Below are 1,138 nucleotides of genomic sequence, written 5' to 3'. Positions count from 1 at the left end.
CTAGAGGCACGATTGAGAAACTTGTTAGTCCTTAACTCCTCCGGAGATTTTTTTTTGTAGCCATTTTATATGTTTTTTAGGGTTTAATAAAAACAAAATTACTAAAACGGTGAATGGGAAAAGCTACCGGAGGTTTAGTTCAACACGGTATTTCTATTAGCGGGGTTGAAGTTTACATCATCAAGATTTTCGCTAGTTGTTCTTTTTGTGATATTTATAGAAACAAGTTATCATAATCCCCGCCAACAGAAATACCCAACCGTTACCAGCAACTTTATGACGACTGCAACTGACATAATGAACATCTTAGAAAAGTATAATACAGGACATCGTTTTTTTATAAACCTTGATTTTGACAAGGGCGAGAAAATGACCGGACTATTACTTTCCGACACGATATTTGAGAATTGTTGCTTTTCGGTTGACTTTTCGCAAACAGACTTCACAAATGCAAGGTTTGCCAATTGTAATTTAAAATGTAGCGACTTCTCACAGTGCAATTTGACAAATACCATTTTTGAAAACTGTTCTCTTGAAGGCACTGAATTTAACAATGCAAAAATTGACGGAACAAATTTGAATAATTGCCGTTGTTACGGACAAGTGGTTATGCTCAATAAAACAACTGGAGAACTTGAAACATTTAAAGACCTTTTGGTTAAAGAGTTATATGATAATGTTCCTGAGTTCAGCAAAATGACAGACCATTCAGATGACGAATTACAATATGCAGTATATGGCGAACTTAGTCTCAGGCTATTTGACGACATTACAACAAATAATGAGCCGACAGACTTTGCAAAAAAGTGTTTTCAGTTCTTCAACTTACTTGGCGACAGACAAGACGAAAACATTGACAACTTACTTGTTGTTGGAATATATGAAGGTCTATATGCAAGCAAAAAGTGTAATGACATAGCCCGACAACTACTGAATGGACGGAATAGGAAAGTTTACGAACACTGGATGATAAATGGAAATATACGAGCTGAATATTGACAAAAGAAAAGCTGCTGGTAATAACTAAGCTTTCGTCTTGTCCGCAGGACACAAGATGAAAGCCTGTTGAACGGAACCTTCGGGAGCTTTTTTGGCAGTCTATGGAGTTATCGTTTTTAGAATTTAGATACACAAAGCA

Annotated in this window: 1 protein-coding gene; it reads left to right on the top strand. The window is 36.1% G+C overall.

The annotated features are described in order from the left end of the window. Positions 1 to 297 precede the first annotated feature (297 nt). Positions 298 to 999 (top strand): pentapeptide repeat-containing protein, encoded by a 702-nt coding sequence (locus DQ356_RS11090; RefSeq protein ID WP_166413116.1) that lies wholly within the window; start codon positions 298 to 300, stop codon positions 997 to 999. Positions 1,000 to 1,138: the final 139 nt, after the last annotated feature.

It is taken from the genome of Chryseobacterium lacus, assembly GCF_003336205.1.
GTDB lineage: Bacteria > Bacteroidota > Bacteroidia > Flavobacteriales > Weeksellaceae > Chryseobacterium_A > Chryseobacterium_A lacus.
The sequence above is the reverse complement of the archived record's forward strand: the minus strand, read 5'-3'. Positions and strand labels throughout refer to the sequence as shown.